The following is a 17,494-nucleotide window of genomic DNA, read 5'->3' as shown; positions in this document are numbered from 1 at the left end:
CGCCGTCAGCGCTCCAGGGCGGACCTGGAGAAAAGCGGGATTGGCTCGCCGTTCAGGAGGCGAGCAAGCGGTCGGGCCGTTCAGGCCGAGGGGGGATGTGGGAGAGGTTCGCCTTGAGGTAGACGAATCTGGGGCGGGCGGATCGCGAAGGCTGGGGCGGCACCGAGGGCCCCAGCAGCAGAGGTGTTGCGCCCAGGTGGCAGGTCGCGCAGTCCGTATCGACCCCTGGCGAGGAAACGCTCTTCGCTTCCCCTCCGCGCTCCGCCTTGGTCTGCGGGTGTTTGTGCGCGTGGTGACCGATATGGCTCGCCGCTTTCTGCTCGTGCAGGCAATAGCCCGCCGTCGCAGCCCAGACGGACTGGAGCGGCAGGATCACGAGCAGAAGGGCGAACAGCACACGGCGCATCGGGGCGGGCCTGGCAATCTTGCCTTGAGGCAAACTTGATCGAAGAGTCGGATTAGAAACTCTGTAGTGAGGTTAGAGTCAACGCCTGCACAAAACTGAGGATCAAGCATGATGAAGATTGGCGAGCTGGCGCGGGCCACCGGGACCCGGATCGAGACCATCCGTTTCTATGAGCGGGAAGGCCTGCTCCCCGCCGCGGAGCGCACCGAGGCGAACTACCGGATCTACACGGAGGCCCATGTGCAGCGCCTCGCCTTCGTGCGCCACTGCCGCAGCCTGGACATGGCGCTCGAAGAGATAAGAGTGCTTTTGCACTTCAAGGATTCGCCGGGCGAGGACTGCGGCGCGGTCAATGCGCTGCTCGATGCGCACATCGGCCACGTCGCGGATCGCGTCCAGGAACTGCAGAGGCTGGAGCAGGAACTCCGGCGCCTGCGCGCGCAGTGCCAGGCGATTCAGGCTTCCTCCCTGTGCGGCATCCTCTCCGAGTTGGCACAGGGCGCGGGAAGCGATCAGGCAAGCTCAGCCCCGGGGGCCACCGACCATGTGCCGGGTGCGAGTTGTCCTTGCCCGCGGAGCTGAGGCGGGATTCATCTCTGAACGGCGGGAATCAGGCATTCACGCGGGCGGCAGGCTCGCGCGATTCCCTGGCACCGAAAGCCGCGATCGCGAAATCGACGAAGCTGCGCAGTTTCGGGGTCATCCGCCGGTCCGGCGCGTAGAGCAGGTGCATCGCCCGGGTGGGGACCGGGAAGTCGGGAAGCAGTTCGACCAACCGTCCAGCCTCGATTTCAGGCAGGACCAGTTCGCTGGGCTGCAGCATCAGGCCCATGCCCGCGAGCGCGGCGGACAGTAGCGCCTCACCGCTGTCGACGACGAAACGGCCGGACACGGGAACCGTGATGTCTCCGCCTGGGCCCAGGAAGGTCCAATGCGTGCGCAGCTCGGTGTAGGGGAAGCCCAGGCACTCGTGCCCGGTCAGATCCTGCGGGTGAGTGATCGGCTTGCTGGCGGCAAGATAGGACGGGGCGGCGCAGAGCACCAGGCGGTACGGAGCCAGTGCGCGAGCGATGAGTCCGCTGTCGGAGAGCTCGCCGACGCGGAAGATCACGTCGAAACCTTCGTCGACCAGATCGACCTGGCGGTTCGTCAACGCTAGGTCGATGGACACGTCGGGGTAATCCTTCAGGTACTCCGGCAGGCGGCGGGTCAGCGCGTGGATGCCGAAGGTGACCGGGGCGTTCACCCTCAGGCGCCCGCGCGGGCTGACCCGGGTTTCCGCGGCGAGCCCCTCCGCCGATTCCACTTCGGCGAGGATGCTTTTGACCCGTTCGTAGTAGTTCCGGCCGACCTCGGTCAGGTGCTGGCGGCGGGTCGTCCGGTTGAGCAGGCGCACGCCCAGGTGCTTCTCCAGCATCAGGACATGCTTGCCGACGAGCTGAGGGGATAGGCGCAACGCCTCCGCCGCGGCGGAGAAGGAGCCGAGCTCGACCGCCCTGGCGAAGATCTCCATGCTCAAAAGCCGGTCCATTGGAAACTCCCTATTTCAAGTAAATAAACATATCACGGATTTATCGCAACTGGTTTCAAGTCCTACAGTGGCGACTCCAATCAACGAGGAGTTGCGCAATGAAAGTAGCGATCATCGGAACAGGCAACATGGGCACCGGACTGGCGGGCACTCTGGCCGCGGCGGGACATGAAGTGGCGATCGGCGCCCGGGATCTGGCTAAAGCCGCGGCCCTGGCCGACCAGATCGGCCACAACGCGGTCGGTGGCGGGATTGCCGCCGCAGTGAAGCTGGCCGACATCGTGATCCTGGCTCTGCCCTATGGCGCGGTGGCCGAAGCGCTGAAGGCAGCCGGAGACGTGACGGGCAAGGTGCTGGTCGACATCACGAACCCGATCAGCGCCGACTTCAAGAGCCTCGTGATCGGCCACACGACTTCGGCGGCCGAAGAGATCCAGGCGCTCGTCCCCGGCGCGAAGCTCGTCAAGGCCTTCAACACGATCTTTGCGACGCTCCTTCCCGCCGAGGCCCGCCCCGGCAAGACCCTGCAGGTCTTCGTTGCCAGCGACGACGCGGCGGCCAAGGAGACGGTGTCGGCGCTGGCGAAATCGGCAGGCTTCGAGCCGGTCGATGCCGGTCCTCTGTCCAATGCCCGCTTCATCGAACCGATCGGCGAGATGAACATCCACTTCGGCTTCTTCCTCGGTCAGGGCCCGTCCGTGGCGCCGGCCTGGGTGCGCGTGTAAAGCCTTTCACGGATTTACGTTGGCACTGCTCAAGCGGTGCCGACCTTCCGCGGTCACTCCTTTGGATCACTGAAAGAAGTCAGATCTGCCATGCCCAACCTGATAACCAGAACCCTTTTGGGTTTGTCCCTGCTCGCCGCCGCCTGTATTGCACAAGCGGATCCTGCTCTGTCTGTTCTGGGCAAAGACTACGTTTTCCCGAACAAGCTCGAAGGTCTGCCGGCTAAGCTCTCCGACTTCAAGGATCTGCAGATCAATTCCTTCCGGACCAGCGATGGCGTCAAGCTCGCCTACTGGGAAGCCGGCAAGGGGCGTCCTATCGTCTTCGTGCCCGGCTGGTCGGCCAATGGCGCCGAATACATCAATGTGATGTATCTGCTTAGCAAGCGCTATCACGTCTACGTGCTCGATCCGCGCAACCAGGGGCTCTCGCAGCGCGTTGAATACGGTAACCGGATCGCCCGCTACGCGATGGACCTCAAAGAGCTCGGCGGTCATCTCAAGCTGGCAAGTGCCGATTACTGCGGCTGGTCGATGGGCGCCTCGGTGATCTGGAGTTATATCGACCTGTTCGGAACAAAGAGCATCCGCAAGGCCATCTTCATCGACGAGCCGATTTCGATCTACTCGCACGCCGACTGGTCTGAAGAGGAGCGCGTCAATTCGGGTGGCATGACCACTTCGATCGAAAGAATGGTGGCCGCGTTCACCTCCGGGGTGCCGACCAACAGCCTGGTCGTGGATATGAAGGCGATGCAGCGCTACATGGCGAAGGATTCGCCTTACTCCGTCAATTCCGAAGCCTTTGCCAATACCTTCATCCAGAACGATCCGAAGTACATGAAGCAAGTGCTCTTTGATCATGCCAGCAACGACTGGCGTGATGTGCTTCGCCACAAGATCGATGTGCCCACCGCCATCTTCACGGGCGAGCACAGCAACAACCTACCCAGCCAGCGCTGGGCCCAATCGGTGATTCCGAACTCCTCGCTTTACGTCTACAGCAAGGAGGAACAGGGCGACCATTTCCTCGCCTTCAAGAACCCGTTCAAGTTCACTTCCGATCTGCGGGCATTCCTGGAGCGCTGAGCAAAGCGCTTAGTCTGGCGCCCCAGTTTGTCAGTTCGTGCAAACCCCCATTTCCCCACAAGGAGATATTCATGCCCGTCGTACGCGTTTCATGGTTTGAAGGAAAGAGTCATACGGAAAAGGCGGCTGTTGCTGCCGAAATCACGGAGAGCATCGTCCGCAATACCGGCACCGATCCGAAATACATCTACGTGATCTTCGAAGACGTCGCCCCGTCGAACTGGGCCGGCGAAGGAAAGCTGTTCGGAGGAGATCAGTAGAAGAGCAGGGAGAGGTCGGGGCGGGTTCAAACCCGAAAAGGCCTCTCGCCGAACCGCCTGCGCTCGGTGAAGGTCACCGTGGCGATGAGATCTGGCTTGAAGATACGGAGCGATGATGAAAGTTGAAGTACTTGAAAAAAGCGCAGCTTCCTGGAATGGAACGGTCTATGCACGCTATCCCGGGGAGTGTCCCGAGATTACCGTCATCAAGATCTCGATCCCCCCGGATACGGTTTTGCCCTGGCACACGCATCCGCTGCCCAGTTCAACCTATGTCATTTCGGGAACTATGACTCTGGAAGATCGCCGTTCGGGCGAGAAGAGGGTGATCAAGGCTGGGGATGTCGTTCTGGATTCGATGAACGAAGCGCATCGTGGATTCACCGGAGAGGAGGCGTGCGTGGTCGTCAATACCTATTCGGGCGCACCGGGAACCCCTCTGTCCATTCCTGAACCGGGTGAGGATCCTGAGTTCACCGAATGAAGTCTGGCGCCGCCAGTTTTCTCTCTTCATATTTTGGGTGGTCAGGGTCTGGCCGCCGCAGGAAGAAAATCATGACCACGACGATATTTGCAAACCTTGAAGCGAAGCCGGAAGCGGTGAGCCAGGTCGAGTTGGCTCTGCGCAAGATGGTCCCGGCTTCGCGCGCCGAAGCCGGCTGTGTCCGCTATCAGCTGTTTCGCTCGGAAGACAAGGCGAGCACCTTCAACCTTCTGGAAACCTATGCGGACGATGATGCTCTGGCCGCCCATCATGGCTCGGCCCATTTCGCCGAACTGGTTGCCAGCCTCGCCGACAAGCTGGTCGGCGACATCCAGATCGAGCGGCTCGCTTCGCTTGACGACTGATACGCGCCCGGCGGGAAAAGTCCGCTTGGGAAGAGCCCGACGTTGCGAAAGGCGAGAGAGCCGATCCGACTCGCGGCTTCCCCGCTTCCAGAGGTTTCCCTGGTGCAGGATATCTGGAATCCCAGGCACGGCTGCCTTCGATCACTTTCCGATTCCTGCCCCCTGGATGCAAAGCCCGGCAAGAGCTCTCAGGCTCTTGCCGGGCTGTACGGGGTATTTCTCTCGCAATGGTCGCAAACCCGGACACCGTGCTCGTGTTAGCGCGGAGCGCAATCAGAAGAGCCGCGTCAATTTCACTGCGGACGCCGAGCTCTTTCCCATTCCAAACAAATGGCCGCATGGCGCGGCCATAGACGGTCAAGCTGCTAAGTCAGGAATGCTTCGTTGCATCCTTGATCTGTTCCTTGGCGTCTCCGAACTTCTTCTCGGCTTTTCCTGATATCTGTTTGCCGAGGCCTTTGATCTGCTGCTTCTTGCTGCCTACCAGTTTTCCGGCCGTTTCCTGCACTTTTCCCGCTATCTCTTTTGCGGTGCCCTTGATTTGATCCTTGTTCATGGCTCAGGCTCCTCTATCGAATTGGCAACTTTCGCTGCGTCAAGCAAGGCTGAATGCGCCAATTTCCCCTGTCTGTGCGCTAACGAACCGATGCGGTGGCTCGCGGTCCTGTGTGGGGGGAGGGGGGGCGGAAACCCAGGCGTGACAGGATGCAGGTGAAGCTCTCTGCGAGCGGACAGACGTGATGGGCGGCGCAGTTGGCTGATGAGGCCACAGGCGGGCTCGCAGGAGAGTCAGTTCGAGCTGAGACGGAGCTGCTGTGGCGAGCGCGAGATGACTCAAGCCGGCAAGGAGTCCCGTCTCCGCTGGATCGCCCGGTCCATGTCCAGAAAAACCGGGCCGATCCGGTTTTTCCCCGGTGGAAGCCCGATAATGGCGGTCAACTCGTTTTTGAACGCCGTTTCAGGATTCCCCCATGGAAATTAAGGTCAACTTTCTCGACAAACTTCGCCTTGAGGCCAAGTTCGATGACTTCACGGTCATCTCCGACCAGCCTATCCGCTATAAGGGCGATGGCTCGGCACCGGGGCCGTTCGATTACTTCCTGGCTTCGTCGGCCTTGTGCGCGGCTTACTTTGTAAAGCTGTACTGCAACACGCGCGGCATTCCCACTGAGAACATCCGCCTGTCGCAGAACAACATCGTTGATCCGGAAAATCGCTATCGGCAAATCTTCAAGATTCAGGTCGAGCTTCCCGAGGATATCTCTGCCAAGGATAGGCAGGGAATTTTGCGCTCAATCGAGCGCTGCACGGTGAAAAAGGTGGTGCAGACCGGGCCGGGGTTTGTGATCGAGGAGGTGGCGAATCTGGATGCCGACGCTCAGGCCTTGCTCGCACTGAATCCCGATTCAGAGGCAAGCACCTGTATCGTGGGTAAGGATCTGCCGCTGGAGAAAACCATCGCCAATATGTCGGGAGTCTTGGCGAACCTGGGCATCAAGATCGAGATCGCTTCGTGGCGCAATCTTGTTCCCAATGTATGGTCGCTGCACATCCGCGATGCGCATTCGTCGATGTGCTTTACCAACGGCAAGGGGGCAAGCAAGGAAAGCGCGCTGGCGTCGGCGTTGGGCGAGTATATCGAGCGGCTCAATTGCAACCATTTCTACAATGACCAGTTCTGGGGGGAAGACATCGCCAATGCGCCGTTTGTGCATTACCCGAACGAGCGCTGGTTCAAGCCTGGCCCTGAAGATGCGCTGCCGGTTGAAATACTCGATGAGTACTGCCTGGGGGTTTATAACCCCGACGGAGAATTGCGCGGTTCGCATCTGTACGACACCAACTCCGGTAATGTGCAGCGCGGCATCTGTGCGTTGCCCTATCAGCGCCAATCGGACGGCGCGGTGGTGTATTTTCCGACCAACCTGATCGACAACCTCTACCTCAGCAATGGCATGAGCGCCGGGAATACGCAGGCGGAAGCGCAGGTGCAATGCCTGTCGGAAATATTCGAACGGGCGGTCAAGCGCGAAATCCTGGAAGGAGAGCTTGCTCTGCCGGATGTGCCCCCTGGCGTGCTGGCGAAATATCCGGGGATTCTGGCCGGCATCGAGGAGCTGGAGACGCAGGGTTTTCCGGTGCTGGTCAAGGATGCGTCGCTGGGCGGAGAGTTCCCCGTGATGTGCGTCACCTTGATGAACCCGCGTACCGGCGGCGTGTTTGCATCGTTTGGAGCGCATCCGAACATGGAGGTGGCGCTGGAGCGCAGCCTCACCGAACTTCTTCAGGGGCGCAGCTTTGAGGGCCTGAACGATTTGCCTCGGCCCACCTTTGAAAGCCATGCCGTGACTGAGCCGAATAACTTCGTCGAGCACTTTATCGACTCCAGCGGCGTGGTGTCGTGGCGCTTCTTCAGCGCCAAAGCGGATTTCGACTTTGTCGAGTGGGATTTTTCCGGCCAGGGTCAGGGCGCCAAAAGTTCCAATGCCGAGGAAGCCGAGACCTTGTTCGGCATTCTCGAAGGCCTGGGCAAGGAAGTGTATGTGGCGGTGTATGACCAGCTCGGCGCAACGGCCTGCCGCATCCTGGTCCCGGGCTATTCGGAGGTCTATCCGGTGGAGGATCTGGTCTGGGATAACACCAACAAGGCGCTCTCGTTCCGCGCCGACATCCTGAACCTGCATCGTCTGGATGATGACGGGCTGGAAGCGCTGCTCGAACGCCTGGAAGACAGCGAGCTCGATGATTACACCGACATCATCACGCTGATCGGCATAGAGTTTGATGAGAATACGGCCTGGGGGCAGTTGACGATTCTGGAGCTGAAGCTGCTGATCCACCTTGCCTTGCGGCAATTCGAACCTGCGCACGAACTGGTGAAAGCCTATCTGCAATATAACGAGAACACGGTAGAACGCGGACTTTTCTATCAGGCCCTGGATGTGGTTCTGGAGGTGTTGCTGGACGACGACCTGGAACTGGACGATTACCTCGGCAATTTCCGCCGGATGTTTGGCAACTCGCGGATGGAGGCGGTGATCGGGTCCGTGGACGGCAGCGTGCGCTTCTTCGGCCTGACGCCGACGAGCATGAAACTGGAAGGGCTAGACAGGCACCAGCGCCTGATCGACAGCTACAGGAAACTGCACAGCGCGCGCGCCCGTGCGGCAGCTTCATCCCGTTAGGGGGGGGCGGGCATGGAGCAGCGGTGAGAGTGACCGGGGGGGGGCTCGCCCCCCGTTGTGTGCGAGGTCAAGCTTCGCTTGCATGGCCTGGCCGTTCGCAACGCGCCGGGAGCGTGCGTTCGGCGAGCGAGAATTTCGCGCGGAGCCGCGGCGGCGTTGGCCGGGAGAGCCTTGCCGGGCTGGAAGCGGCGAGAGCTCTGTCCGCTGAGCCTCGTCTCAGGCGAGCGGGCCAATGGATCCGGCCTCGCCTTCTGGCGGATCGGGGTTCAGCTCGATGATGACGCTGCGTCCTTTGCCGGCCCGTTTGGCCCGATACATCGCCTGGTCGGCCTGCTGGATCAGTTCCTCCGCGTTCTGGTGACAGCCTGACCTGAAGATCAGCATGCCAATGCTGCACCCGACCTGGACGCTGATGTCCCCGATCGGGATGGGGCGGGAGACGCGGGCGATCAGCCGGGAGGCGGTCTGGGCCGCATCGTCGAGCCGCGGGTTGGCCGCTTCCTGCACGATGACGAACTCGTCGCCCGCCAGGCGGGCGACCGTGTCCGTCTCGCGGATTTCCTCGGTCAGACGCTGCGCGACCCGGACGAGCAGCGCGTCCCCGGTCTCGTGCCCATGACTGTCATTGACGGATTTGAAGCCGTCCAGATCGAGGAAGATCACGCCCAGCGCGTTGCCGCTGCGCTGGCTGCGCGCGATCGCTCGGTTCAGCTGATCCATCAGCTCGCGCCGGTTCGGCAGCCCGGTCAGCGCATCGTGCCTCGCTTCGTGCTCCCTCAGCCTTTCCTGGGCCTTGCGCGCCGAGATGTCGGTCAGGAAGGCGCTGAAAACCCGGTGTTCTCCGAAATCCAGAAGACTGATCCGGATCTCCGCCGTCAGCGTTGAGCCATCCCGGCGGCGGGCCAGCAGCTCGGGGCACTTGTCCTCCCCGGCGAGGGAGTTCAGCCCTGCCAGGAATCCCCCGACCGCCTCCGGCGGGATGATCAGCTCGCTCAGCGGACGTCCCATGGCTTCGAACGTCGTCCAGCCGAAGATCTCTTCCGCTCGCTTGTTCCTGCTCAGCACCGTGCCATTCTCGTCGAGACTGACGTAGGCGTCGTAAGCGTTGTCGATGACGGTGCGCAGCTCCTGTTCCCGCCGCGAGAGTTCCAGCGTGCGTTCGAGCAGTTCCTGATGGCTCTGGCTGAGCGCGTCCTCGGCCCTTCGGATGCTGGTCCTGTCCTCCATCATCCATAGCGCGCTCGCCCCCGTCTCTTTGCGGGCGAGGGCATGGCCGATCGAGTGCACCCAGAGATCGGTGCCGTTGCTGTGGCGGAAATAGGAATCCAGGCGGTAGGACTTCTCGGTGCTCAATGAAGGATCGACGAGCGCTATGGCCGCTTCGAACTCGTCGTCCGAACGGAACAGGGTGCGTGTGTTCTGCCCGACGGCTTCGTCGCCGTGAAAACCGAACATCTTTGCGAACTGGCGGTTGTAGCGAAGAATGACGTGGTCGCGGGTGAAGACGATCCCGAGCGGAGCGTGGGCGATGAAGGCCTCCATCTCTTCCATGCTCTGATGCAGCGCTTCGGTGCGGAGCTGGACCAGCCTTTCGAGCGCGAGCGTGCTCTGCAGCAGTCCGAAGTTGCTCTCGGTGTTGATGCCCGTTTCGATCTGCCGGATCAGGGCCGCGATGATCCGGTCGCGGCGGCGGATTTCCTCGTGCAGTCCCGCGGTGTCCGCGGACGCGCAGCGGATGTCGAGAGGGGGGATCATCGCGGATTCGGCTTCCCGAAGGTGATGCCGGTCATCGTCTGGTTGATGTGCATGCCGCAGTACTGCTCGCCGAAGGTGCTGAATCCGACCATCTTCATCCGCATCAGAATCCTCTCTATCTTCCTGGCGGAGCCGGTTGCGATCATCTCGGTACGGCGCAGCACGCAGTCGAAACCCAGCGTCACTGACGGTTCGCCGAGGCTTGCGCGGATGTCCGCAAAGGTGTCGCTCAGGCTCTCGGTCATGCCCTTGCGCACGGCCGGCCTGAGCACCGTGCCTTCCTCGACCGAGCAGAAAAAAGTCAGCGCCCCTTCAGGTGCGGCGAAGCGGATCGAGCGGATGAAGCTGTTGTTGCCGAGCCGGCAGATCAGGGGGCGGGTTGCGAACACATCGGTGCAGATCGCGGCCGGATCCAACCCGATCGCCCTCGCGTATTCCCGGGCTGCGGGCAGGCCGTTCAGCTCCGTGACGATTCGCTGTTCGGGGATCGCTCCGGTGACGACCAGGGGCGGGTCTCCCGCCGAATAGTGTTGAGCCTTGAAGATCCGGAAAGGCAATCCGGTCGACGCCACGATCAGCGCGGCCGCGTCCCGGACGAGCCGGCCATCGACGAAGAGCCGCGTTTGGCCGTCGGCCTGCGCCGTTGATGCCGTTCCACCGATCAGGCGCAGTCCGTCCAGTCCGTCGTGAAAGGCATGGGCAATCCGTTCCGAAGTCCCTTCGATCATCATCAGCGCAAAGCTGTTCGCGGGAGTCATCGCGGGGGAGCGCATGCGCAGATCGTCGATCAGTGCCGAGGTGAAGTGGTGGATCTTCCGGAGATTGGCCGTGGACAGCGATTCGAGCACGCCGAAAGCGAAGGGCAGATCATTTCGGCGGAAGCTGACGCCGGCCACGCTGTGCTGCAGATACCCCTGGGGGCCGATTTCGGCTGCCGCGCTGACCCCCAGGACGCTAGCCCCTCTGAGCCGGGCGCTGAATTCGGTGCAGAAGCGCTCCGGGGACTCGATATCGCCGAGGAAGAGCAGGACGAGACCGAGCCCCGGCTGCTCGAGCTGCGCGGCGAGTTCGGCGGCTGCCGCTTCAGGAGTCGAGCGCAGACAGGTCTGGCCGATGCGCGGCCCCTGCACGACATGATCCGCCGCCCGCTCTGGCATGGAATCCCCCGCACAAGGTGAAAGCGACTGCGTTCGTGAAGCTCTGCCGAGGGTATCTTCCCTGGCAGGCATTGATGAGCATAGACCGGGTTCGGGCCTGGAGCTGGCTTTACGAGGAGAGACGTCGGGAAAGTGACCGGGGGCGAATTGCCTAGGAACGCATTCCCGGGCTCGAAAGCGGGGGCAGATGAATGGATCGGGGGGATTTGGCGAAGCCGGCTGACGAGGCTGCAGGCCGTCTCGTCAGGGAGCCCGTCGGGCAGGAGCGGAGTGGATGCGGTCGGCGCGAGGCCGTTCAAGCCGACGAGAAGTCTTGCTTCGTCATGCCACCCTTCCTGTGCAAGGCGGCCGAAGAGAAGGATGCGTCTTGCTGCTGGGCGGCGTAGAGTGCTGTGTAGTCGGTTCTGTGCAGGATGCACGTCAGTACATCGTCGCCACAATGCCACCGCCGCCGGAAAGTTTGTAGATGCTTGCGCATGTTGTTCTCGAACTCTTTCCCGGGCAAGAGGACAAGTAGCTGTTCAAGAGGCGCTTGGTGCCTCAGTTGCCTGGAATTTCAAGATAGATTTTTAACGAGAATCGACTTCATCTCCCCTTTTATTTTATGACAAAGCCCTTATATCTTAGTCACTTGCAAAAAGTCGAGTCTTTAACACTGGATGCGGGTGAAACGTGTGAGGTTTGGGCGCTGAACGTTCCAAACGATGCTGCGCTCCTTAGTGAGTGGGCTTACAAATTTCGAAACACCTACTGTTCAGATGGCGACCTTGATATTTTGCGAGAGGGAACGGGATTGTCTCGAGCTGAGTACTTATTGAAACTCGTTTTTCCTGATAGAAGTGAAGCTCCGGGGCCCGCAGTTCGTTCTGGAGATTTTGCGGAATTTTTGGTTTCGGATTTCGTAGAGTTCATGCTCGGCTATTGGGTGCCGCGTGGAAAATACGCTGAGAAGGGATGCCGTGACGAGTCCGTAAAGGGTGTCGATATCGTCGGTTTCAAATGCCCGAATGCGAACCAGCCGAAGCTTACCGACGAAATGATGACCTTCGAGGTCAAGGCGCAACTCCGTGGGGGCAAGTATAAAAAAAGGCTGCAGGTCGCGGTCAATGACTCCGGGAAGGATTACCTGCGCGCAGGCGAAACATTAGCGGCGATGAAGCGACGAATGCATCTTGCGGGTCAGCAGGCCTACATGTTGATCGTCCAGCGATTCCAAAACGCAGTTGATCGTCCATATCGGCTTGTTTCGGGCGCTGCAGCTGTTCTCTCTGACGATGCTTTCGACTCCGAATGTATTAAGGCCACATCTACTGTTGCACATAACAACGCAGCGAACCTAAAACTCATTACGATCACGGGTAAGGATCTGATGGCGCTTGCTCACTCCCTCTATAAACGAGCAGCCGATGAAGCCTGAATTTGCCAGCCGCCGGTACTTCGGCATAACACGCTCGAAAGGGAAGATGTATGAGCTGGGGTTGCCTGAAGAGTCCCACATTGCCATTCCGGAAGACGTAGAACCTGCTGCACTGTTCCCGCTGTCGATTGGCACTCTCGTGGATGCATCGGCTGCGCTTAACGATACTCCTGACACTCAAGGCTGTCTGTCCGACGAACTACGGGCCGAATTAGGTTTCGCTGCCAGTTTTTTTGATGCCTACTTAGCGTCTCGCTTTGATACGGGCATATCGCGAGAAACTACGCTTCTGGCATCTGCCAGCTACTTTTTGGGGCAGCGCCCTGGAAGCAGCTTAGTGCTTGCACGACGTCTTTCTCAGGATTGTGACGATGCTATCGAGCAACTGATCACTTGGGTCCTCCAAGCAGACTGGCGTCAGGGGCCGAACCTGCCAGCACATCCGCTACGTGATGTACTGGATGAACTAGCCAAAAGGTTGATAAAACACTTCAATGAAGGCATGCCGTCTGAGCTAGTGGTGGAGATGCTTGATGTGCTTCGGCGGCACTTCTACGGGAGAGGCTCGGCTCGAGACTTGGTGCTTGTTGAAGTAGTTTCGGCAGTGATCAAGCTGAGATTGGCTAGCTCAGCTTGGACGTTACTACCTGGGTTCAGTGGATTGGATAATAGTGCGTGGTCAGAGGCCATACGCCGCTATGGTTTTCCTAAGGAGCTTTGGCCGTCGCAGAAGTTGCTTGGTAAGGCCGGACTATTTTCCGGGCGATCCGGCGTGGTCCAGATGCCTACGAGCGCGGGCAAGACGCGTTCTGTCGAAATTATTCTAAGAAGTGCTTTCTTGGCTGACCGAACGCGGGTTGCTGTGGTTGTCGCGCCGTTTCGTGCCCTGTGCCATGAAGTGGCCTCATCTCTTCGTCATTCTTTCAGAGGCGAAGATGTCAAGGTCAATGAACTATCGGATGCGCTGCAATTGGACTTTGTAGACCAGTTGGCCGAACTGTTTGGGCTGCAGGCTCCAGCAATTCGATATTTATTGGTTTTGACACCTGAAAAACTGCTTTACGTCTTACGCCAGGAGCCGGCGTTGATTGCGCATATTGGCTTGGTTGTCTATGACGAGGGGCATCAATTCGACACAGGGCCGCGTGGCATTACATACGAACTGTTGCTGACTGAAATTAAAGGATTGCTTCAAGCTTCTGCGCAGACTGTTCTCATCTCTGCGGTAATCAAGAATGCGGTAGCGGTAGGAACGTGGCTTATCGGCGTCGAGCCTAATGTTGTGAACGGATCCGGACTCTTGTCGACTACACGGTCAGTTGCATTTGCAAAATGGCACGATCGGCTTGGTCAGCTTCTGTTCTTTGAGTCCGACAATTTCTCGCGCTCAGACTACTTTGTCCCAAGATGCATTGAGTCACAAGAGTTAGCGCGTCGTGGGAAGGAGCGTAAGCCCCGGTGTTTCCCTGAGAATGGGGCGGACGCCTGGAAGGATGTGTCGCTTTATCTTGGCATTCGATTGGCGCCGAATGGGGCTGTGGCAGTGTTCTGTGGCAGGAAGGACACTGCTACTGGACTTGCAGAGCGGGCCGTCGAAGTTTACGGGCGTGGGCTCAGTTTAGTGCCTCCTGTTGCGGCTTCAGACGCAGGCGAGATCCGGCGATTAGTCAATCTTGCGACTAAACATTTTGGTGAAGATTCCGCAATAGTACGAGCCGCAGCTCTGGGGGTTTTTGTTCATCACGGCACGACGCCGCAAGGGTTACGATTGTCTATTGAGCACGCGATGCAAAACGAGCTTATCAAATTCGTTGCCTGCACCTCGACGCTTGCTCAGGGGGTCAATCTTCCTATTCGATATCTAATTGTCTCTGGTGTAAATCAAGGGGCTGATCGAATCAAGACGAGGGACTTTCAGAACTTGATTGGCCGAGCAGGGCGTGCAGGTATGCATACCGAGGGACTGGTGCTGTTCGCGGACCCTAGAGCCATCGAAGAGCAATGGCGTAAGCAAGCCGCAGTCGATCTACTCCAGCCCGAGAACTCAGAGGAAACGTCGAGTTCGCTACTAGAGCTATTGGCTCCCCTGCGGTCACCTGAGGGAGGAATTGAGCTGGAGGTGCCTATAGAGACCTACTTTCTCAAGGGCGAACTGCTAGAGGCGTGGGCTTTCGATGTGGAAAAAGAAAATCCGCACTTGGGCTTTGAATCTCGATCACTGGTGAAAGACATCTCTAAAAGGCAAAAGCTACTAACAGCTCTTGAGAGCTACCTGATGGCCAATCGTGGAACTGCAAGTCAGGAAGAGTCGAGACTGAAAGTCCGTGATTTGGCTGTGAGCACTCTTGCATATGCGTTGGCAGATTCTTCTTCGAAAGCCGAGTTGGTTCGGCTTTTCTGTTTGGCTGCGGAGTATATCGAGCGAATAGCTCCAGAGCCAGCGCGCCAGTTTATTTTCGCAAAGACATTGCTTAATGTGAACGATGCCTCGCGGGTGGAGCACTGGGTTCAGCAAAATGAAGGAAGACTACGTTCGCTGACGACCGGCGAGGACTGGCTGCAAGCTGTATGGCCACTATTCTGTGAGGTAATTGATGAAAAATTGCTGACAATGATGGAACCGAAAGGCATGCCATTTCAACTTGCTCGGGGTTGGTTGCATGGGGCTTCGTTCCATAATCTTATGGAGATTGCCAGGAACAGTGGGGCGACAAAACCTTGGGGGGATGGTAGACGCAGACTAACGGAGGCTGACGTGCTTGATTTTTTTGAGGGGTGCCTAGGCTTCGAGTGCCCGTTAGTTCTCGCAGCTGTAGCCCAGTTTCTGTTTGGAACAACAAGATTCGGCAACGAGGGCGCATCTGCGCTGAACGACTTTCAGAAATCCCTTAAATATGGTTTGACAAGTAGGCTTGCTGTCTCAGCGTATGAGTCAGGTCTTGCAGACCGTTGCGTTGCGCAACATGTTGCGGACGCGATTCAATTGTCCGGATATGACGGATCGGACTTCATTTCTGCGTTTCGTGATCGCCGAAACGTCATCACATCTGTGCTTGATTTCTATCCAGCGTACTTTAGTGCTGTTATTGGTGACCTATGACTAATTTTCGGTGGGCTGGTATTTGAACGGGAAGTCCGAGCGCCGAGGGTCACCCATTAGCCTTCCCTGTCAACCAGGTTGTAAAAAATCCTGCGCCGTAAGGCGCATGCCGTTTGCTGCTCTCCCTTGCGAACCGCTCGGCGGCACTCTTGGTTCTCAATTGCTGGTTGCGCCCACGGCGCACCAGTCACCCATCAGGATCAAGGCTGGCGCAGTGCTCTGCTCAGCCCCTGGCGGCGTTGCCGCCCCAGAAAACCCTCTGCTCCCCACCGCGTCCAATAACGGCGAATCGTGTCGATTCACACAGGTCTGTGGCTCATCTAGCGATGTCCAACCCCTTGGTGGCTCGCGATGCGGGCACCGTGTTGCGACTTGCTCGGGCGGGGCCGTGGCGCGTGTTCAATCAGGTCTAATGGTTTTTCCAACCCTCAGTCTGACTCGCGCGCCGCGCCCCATTGATCGTTAGCCGAAAGCGCGCTTTACATCGAACGCTTCTCCCGTCTTGAGCATGTGATAGCAGGCGCGCGCCAACTTGTGCGCTACAGCCTTGATCGCCACGACGGGCATCGTTTTGGCCGATTTCTTCTGATACCAACGCTTGATCTGCGCGTCGTAGCGCACCGCGAAATTCGCCGCTTCGACAAAAGCCCAGGCGAGGTACTTGTTGCCGCACTTGGTATTGCCTTCGCCTTTCTTCTTTCCGTTCGACTCCCGCCGGCTATCGACGGCACGTGCGTAGGAGGCAAAGTTTCCGGGGCCATCAAAGCGGGAGATGTCGCCCGTCTCCAGCGTGATGGTCAGCGCCAGAACTTCACCAATCCCGCTGACGCTTTTGATCGCCAGAAATTCGGGTTTCAGACTGGCGCGCTTGAGAATCGATCGTTCAAGCAGAGCTATCTGCTCGTCAAGGCAATGCATGACGGTCAGGTTGCTGGCCAACGCGAGTTTCTGCTCGGGCAAGAGGGTAAGCGCTTCGATGTTCGCGGCTTGCCAACGCTTGATCGCACTGCCGCTGAGCGTTTCTCCAAGATTGCGCGCCAGAAGATTCTGGATGCTGAGAATCTGTGTGGTGCGTTGGCGAACCAACTGGCTGCGCTTTCTCAGCAGGTCACGCAGCGCTCGACCTTCTCGCGGGTAAATGTAGCCCGTAGGCAGGATTCCCAGACGCATCAGGTGCGCCAGGTGGTGCGCATCGCTGAAGTCCCCACTGTGCTTGAGGCCGTCGTACTGCTTGACCGCAACCGTATTGACCAGCCGAACGACATACCCGGCCTCCTGCAGTCCATCGACCAGCCAGTACCAGTTGTAGGTCGATTCCACCGCCACCGCGGTGACTTCTCCGCAGCCACGCAGCGCTGCAATGATGCCCGCCAGATCGTTCGGCTGGCGCTTGCGATAGACCTCTCGGTCGTCCGCGTCCAGCACGACAATCACGCAGTTGTTGGAATGCAAGTCGATCCCCGCGTACAGTTCCATTGCGGCCTCCTTGGTTGGGGTGTGTTGAGCGTCGGAAACTCAACTCTACAACCCGACTTCGGAGACCGCCCACGGGCTAGATGTTTATCAGGTCTTGCATCCGATCATTTTTTTCTGAGACCACCCGGCTGACAGTGGAATAGAGAGGAGGCTCCGCCACAGGCCAAGATCGCCGCGTAGAATTTCAACACCACGCAGGCGTCCACTTAGCGGCACGGATTATCTGTCCGAACAACCGGAACCACCTCTGGTGGAAGAGCAAGGCATACGCGTTGCAGACAAGCAAACTATTGGAAAATCTCAAGGAAATTCAGGTTCGGGTCGAGTCTGAAATACATAAACAGCAGCAAGGTCAGTCCTCAATGGTGCGAGGTGGGCAGGGCGTTATGATTCTCGATCAGATACGAGTGATGATGCAACAAATCGAATCATCGACATTGCCGTCTCCTGAGCAACGGGTTAGGGGTATGGGAAACACTGTCATTGACTCTTGGTCAATCGATAGTGAACTTGGCGCTTTGATACTTTCCGCAGAGCAAGCTTA

At 58.8% G+C, this 17,494-nt stretch carries 15 protein-coding genes; 9 read left to right on the top strand and 6 right to left on the bottom strand.

The window, feature by feature from the left end; all coding sequences use genetic code 11:
- Positions 1-52: 52 nt before the first annotated feature.
- The gene (locus ACHFB9_RS16035; protein WP_417068475.1) at positions 53-406 is read right to left on the bottom strand and encodes a hypothetical protein; all 354 of its coding nucleotides are present in this window, start codon (positions 404-406) and stop codon (positions 53-55) included.
- A 111-nt stretch (positions 407-517) separates the two neighbouring features.
- Here ACHFB9_RS16035 and cadR point away from each other — a divergent pair, with 111 nt between their 5' ends.
- A complete protein-coding gene (cadR, locus tag ACHFB9_RS16030; protein ID WP_417071415.1) occupies positions 518-988 on the top strand; it encodes a Cd(II)/Pb(II)-responsive transcriptional regulator in 471 nt (156 codons plus the stop codon).
- 28 nt (positions 989-1,016) lie between these two features.
- On the opposite strand, the gene ACHFB9_RS16025 is transcribed toward cadR, so the two are convergent.
- The gene (locus tag ACHFB9_RS16025) at positions 1,017-1,937 is read right to left on the bottom strand and encodes a LysR family transcriptional regulator (RefSeq protein ID WP_417068473.1); all 921 of its coding nucleotides are present in this window, start codon (positions 1,935-1,937) and stop codon (positions 1,017-1,019) included.
- 98 nt (positions 1,938-2,035) lie between these two features.
- On the opposite strand from ACHFB9_RS16025, the gene ACHFB9_RS16020 reads away from it, so the two are divergent.
- From ACHFB9_RS16020 to ACHFB9_RS16000, 5 genes are all read left to right on the top strand, one after another.
- Complete coding sequence (locus ACHFB9_RS16020; protein ID WP_417068471.1) at positions 2,036-2,662, top strand: NADPH-dependent F420 reductase; 627 nt, start codon at positions 2,036-2,038, stop codon at positions 2,660-2,662.
- Between the two features lie 90 nt (positions 2,663-2,752).
- Positions 2,753-3,751 (top strand): alpha/beta fold hydrolase, encoded by a 999-nt coding sequence (locus tag ACHFB9_RS16015; protein ID WP_417068470.1) that lies wholly within the window; start codon positions 2,753-2,755, stop codon positions 3,749-3,751.
- Between the two features lie 71 nt (positions 3,752-3,822).
- Positions 3,823-4,011, top strand: a complete 189-nt coding sequence (locus ACHFB9_RS16010) for a tautomerase family protein (protein WP_417068469.1) — start codon at positions 3,823-3,825, stop codon at positions 4,009-4,011.
- A gap of 112 nt (positions 4,012-4,123) precedes the next feature.
- The gene (locus tag ACHFB9_RS16005) at positions 4,124-4,495 is read left to right on the top strand and encodes a cupin domain-containing protein (protein WP_417068468.1); all 372 of its coding nucleotides are present in this window, start codon (positions 4,124-4,126) and stop codon (positions 4,493-4,495) included.
- A 71-nt stretch (positions 4,496-4,566) separates the two neighbouring features.
- The gene (locus ACHFB9_RS16000; protein WP_417068466.1) at positions 4,567-4,860 is read left to right on the top strand and encodes a putative quinol monooxygenase; all 294 of its coding nucleotides are present in this window, start codon (positions 4,567-4,569) and stop codon (positions 4,858-4,860) included.
- 370 nt (positions 4,861-5,230) lie between these two features.
- Here ACHFB9_RS16000 and ACHFB9_RS15995 read toward each other — a convergent pair whose 3' ends face one another.
- A complete protein-coding gene (locus ACHFB9_RS15995) occupies positions 5,231-5,416 on the bottom strand; it encodes a CsbD family protein (RefSeq protein ID WP_417068465.1) in 186 nt (61 codons plus the stop codon).
- 415 nt (positions 5,417-5,831) lie between these two features.
- Between ACHFB9_RS15995 and ACHFB9_RS15990 the strand changes: the two genes are divergently transcribed.
- A complete protein-coding gene (locus tag ACHFB9_RS15990) occupies positions 5,832-8,045 on the top strand; it encodes an OsmC domain/YcaO domain-containing protein (protein WP_417068464.1) in 2,214 nt (737 codons plus the stop codon).
- Between the two features lie 216 nt (positions 8,046-8,261).
- Here the strand turns inward: ACHFB9_RS15990 and ACHFB9_RS15985 are convergent, their stop codons facing one another.
- Positions 8,262-9,800, bottom strand: a complete 1,539-nt coding sequence (locus tag ACHFB9_RS15985; protein ID WP_417068463.1) for a diguanylate cyclase domain-containing protein — start codon at positions 9,798-9,800, stop codon at positions 8,262-8,264.
- On the bottom strand, positions 9,797-10,957 hold the full coding sequence (locus ACHFB9_RS15980) for an FIST N-terminal domain-containing protein (protein ID WP_417068462.1): 1,161 nt from the start codon (positions 10,955-10,957) through the stop codon (positions 9,797-9,799). Before ACHFB9_RS15980 ends, ACHFB9_RS15985 begins: the two co-directional genes overlap by 4 nt.
- 631 nt (positions 10,958-11,588) lie before the next feature.
- Between ACHFB9_RS15980 and ACHFB9_RS15975 the strand changes: the two genes are divergently transcribed.
- Together ACHFB9_RS15975 and ACHFB9_RS15970 are read left to right on the top strand one after the other, a co-directional pair.
- Entirely contained in the window at positions 11,589-12,374 is a 786-nt protein-coding gene (locus ACHFB9_RS15975; protein ID WP_417068460.1) for a hypothetical protein, read from the top strand.
- Entirely contained in the window at positions 12,364-15,474 is a 3,111-nt protein-coding gene (locus ACHFB9_RS15970) for a DEAD/DEAH box helicase (protein ID WP_417068458.1), read from the top strand. The genes ACHFB9_RS15975 and ACHFB9_RS15970 overlap by 11 nt, the downstream gene beginning before the upstream one ends.
- Before the next feature lie 462 nt (positions 15,475-15,936).
- Here the strand turns inward: ACHFB9_RS15970 and ACHFB9_RS15965 are convergent, their stop codons facing one another.
- On the bottom strand, positions 15,937-16,950 hold the full coding sequence (locus ACHFB9_RS15965; protein WP_417068456.1) for an IS110 family transposase: 1,014 nt from the start codon (positions 16,948-16,950) through the stop codon (positions 15,937-15,939).
- Positions 16,951-17,494: the final 544 nt, after the last annotated feature.

Source organism: Niveibacterium terrae (assembly GCF_048213115.1).
In the GTDB taxonomy this organism is placed as follows: Bacteria; Pseudomonadota; Gammaproteobacteria; order Burkholderiales; family Rhodocyclaceae; genus Niveibacterium; species Niveibacterium terrae.
Note: the sequence above shows the minus strand (reverse complement) of the source record. Positions and strands in the feature narration are given on the sequence as shown.

What these genes read in the sequence shown, in the direction of transcription:
- ACHFB9_RS15965 (WP_417068456.1), bottom strand. Translation starts at nt 16,950, where the DNA reads ATGGAACTGTACGCGGGGATCGACTTGCATTCCAACAACTGCGTGATT.
- ACHFB9_RS16005 (WP_417068468.1), top strand. Translation starts at nt 4,124, where the DNA reads ATGATGAAAGTTGAAGTACTTGAAAAAAGCGCAGCTTCCTGGAATGGA.
- ACHFB9_RS16000 (WP_417068466.1), top strand. Translation starts at nt 4,567, where the DNA reads ATGACCACGACGATATTTGCAAACCTTGAAGCGAAGCCGGAAGCGGTG.
- ACHFB9_RS16020 (WP_417068471.1), top strand. Translation starts at nt 2,036, where the DNA reads ATGAAAGTAGCGATCATCGGAACAGGCAACATGGGCACCGGACTGGCG.
- cadR (WP_417071415.1), top strand. Translation starts at nt 518, where the DNA reads ATGAAGATTGGCGAGCTGGCGCGGGCCACCGGGACCCGGATCGAGACC.
- ACHFB9_RS15970 (WP_417068458.1), top strand. Translation starts at nt 12,364, where the DNA reads ATGAAGCCTGAATTTGCCAGCCGCCGGTACTTCGGCATAACACGCTCG.
- ACHFB9_RS16035 (WP_417068475.1), bottom strand. Translation starts at nt 406, where the DNA reads ATGCGCCGTGTGCTGTTCGCCCTTCTGCTCGTGATCCTGCCGCTCCAG.
- ACHFB9_RS16025 (WP_417068473.1), bottom strand. Translation starts at nt 1,937, where the DNA reads ATGGACCGGCTTTTGAGCATGGAGATCTTCGCCAGGGCGGTCGAGCTC.
- ACHFB9_RS16015 (WP_417068470.1), top strand. Translation starts at nt 2,753, where the DNA reads ATGCCCAACCTGATAACCAGAACCCTTTTGGGTTTGTCCCTGCTCGCC.
- ACHFB9_RS15990 (WP_417068464.1), top strand. Translation starts at nt 5,832, where the DNA reads ATGGAAATTAAGGTCAACTTTCTCGACAAACTTCGCCTTGAGGCCAAG.
- ACHFB9_RS15985 (WP_417068463.1), bottom strand. Translation starts at nt 9,800, where the DNA reads ATGATCCCCCCTCTCGACATCCGCTGCGCGTCCGCGGACACCGCGGGA.
- ACHFB9_RS15995 (WP_417068465.1), bottom strand. Translation starts at nt 5,416, where the DNA reads ATGAACAAGGATCAAATCAAGGGCACCGCAAAAGAGATAGCGGGAAAA.
- ACHFB9_RS15980 (WP_417068462.1), bottom strand. Translation starts at nt 10,957, where the DNA reads ATGCCAGAGCGGGCGGCGGATCATGTCGTGCAGGGGCCGCGCATCGGC.
- ACHFB9_RS16010 (WP_417068469.1), top strand. Translation starts at nt 3,823, where the DNA reads ATGCCCGTCGTACGCGTTTCATGGTTTGAAGGAAAGAGTCATACGGAA.